General features: G+C 60.9%; 2 pseudogenes. Both read left to right on the forward strand.

Going from position 1 to position 1,658, the window contains the following annotated elements:
* A pseudogene (locus tag AC1DH9_RS28710) lies at positions 1 to 777 on the forward strand (ESPR-type extended signal peptide-containing protein); the annotation flags it as partial.
* Positions 778 to 858: 81 nt separating this feature from the next.
* Positions 859 to 1,658: pseudogene (locus AC1DH9_RS28715) on the forward strand (hypothetical protein); the annotation flags it as partial.

Consider the following 1,658-nt stretch of genomic DNA (forward strand, 5'->3'; position numbering starts at 1 on the left):
GTCTGGAACACGTCAATGTGTTGCTGGGTAGTTGCTTCGGAACTTGCTAATAAGAAAACCAAGGGTGGGCCGACAAGGCAGCGTAAGCGGGGATTTAACCCACTTCGTGCATTGAAGGGAAAATCGCGTGCACTGAGTGTGCTTGCGGTTGCTTTGAGTCTGACTGTTGGATGGTCCGAGCCAGGGTACGCATTCCTGTATTTTCCTAATTCTTCTTCTAGCTCATGTACGGGCACCGCTACCGATACAGTGGGTCGGACCACCCTCAATGCGACAATTACAGATCCAACTTTCGGCGGCGGCGCTTATTCATCAAACATTCTCGGTTGTAACGCAACCGGTGGGTCCAGTGGGAGTGGGTACCTTGGAGCCAGTGCTTTCGGCGCTTTTTCCGCTGTGAGCGGGGAAGGTGGAGCAGCATTCGGCTTTTATGCCAGCGCCGGGCGGTGGGCCACTGCTATAGGGATGGAGACCACTGCGACGGGTATTGCAAGCACCGCTTTGGGTTACGGTAGCGTTGCGACGGGTCTCAATGGCGTGGCCATCGGTGGTGCGGCCTCTAATGCGGCCGGCTCTACTTCGCTTACAGCGGCCCAGTCCACCACAGCGTCCGGTGCGGGTGCCGTTGCCATTGGGAGTAACACAACCCGTGGGGCCCAGGCCGGGGCTGCTGATTCTATCGCTGTTGGTGGCCAATCAACGGTGTCGGCGACTGCTACGTCCGGTGTTGCAATCGGGCTTCTTGCATCCGTAACCGCCGCCAATAGCGTGGCGCTAGGCTCTAACTCATCCGCTACTGGCACTACTCTGGCTACCGCCGCTTATGGTGTCGGCGGCACGGCAACGACAGGCGGCGAAGTGAACATCGCCAACGGCGCCAACGGTCGTCGGATTACCGGACTGGCCGCTGGTGCCAATGCGACTGACGCCGTCAACGTCAGTCAACTGAATAAAGTGGGACAGGACACGGCGACTGCCCTTGGCGGCGGCGCGGCACTGAATGCGGCCACCGGGGCATGGACGGCGCCCACTTATTCCACCAACACCATTAGTGCAACGGGTGCCAGCACCGGCTTACTGCCCAGCACCAACGTCGGCGCGGCACTGACCAATCTCAGCACTAGCGTGACCAATACCGCCGCCGTCGCGGTGAAATATGATGCGGTCGGCGGCAACGCCATCACCTTGGGGGCGACCGGTGGTGCAGGTGCACCGGCCGGCGGGGTGAAAATCACCAACCTGAGTGCCGGYGCCTTGAACGGCACCAGCACCGAYGCGGTGAAYGGCAGCCAACTCTTTGCCACCAATACWGCCGTGAATAATCTGGGGACCCAGACCACTACTCTGGGYAACACCTCGGCCAACACCCTGGGYGGCGGCGCCACTTACTCGTCGGCCACGGGGATTACTGGCTTYAGTCAGCCGATCAACGCGATCAGCAGCACCGGGGCGGTAGCGGCAGCCACTGCACAAACCAGCGTAGCGGGTGCGTTGACGGCGCTGAAYACCGACACGGTCAACACCGCCAATATTGCGGTGAAATATGATGCGGTCGGCGGCAACGCCATCACCYTGGGKGCGACCGGTGGTGCAGGYGCACCGGCCGGCGGGGTGAAAATCACCAACCTGAGTGCCGGYGCCTTGAACGGCACCAGCAC

This window comes from Pseudomonas sp. 05T35 (assembly GCF_056396605.1).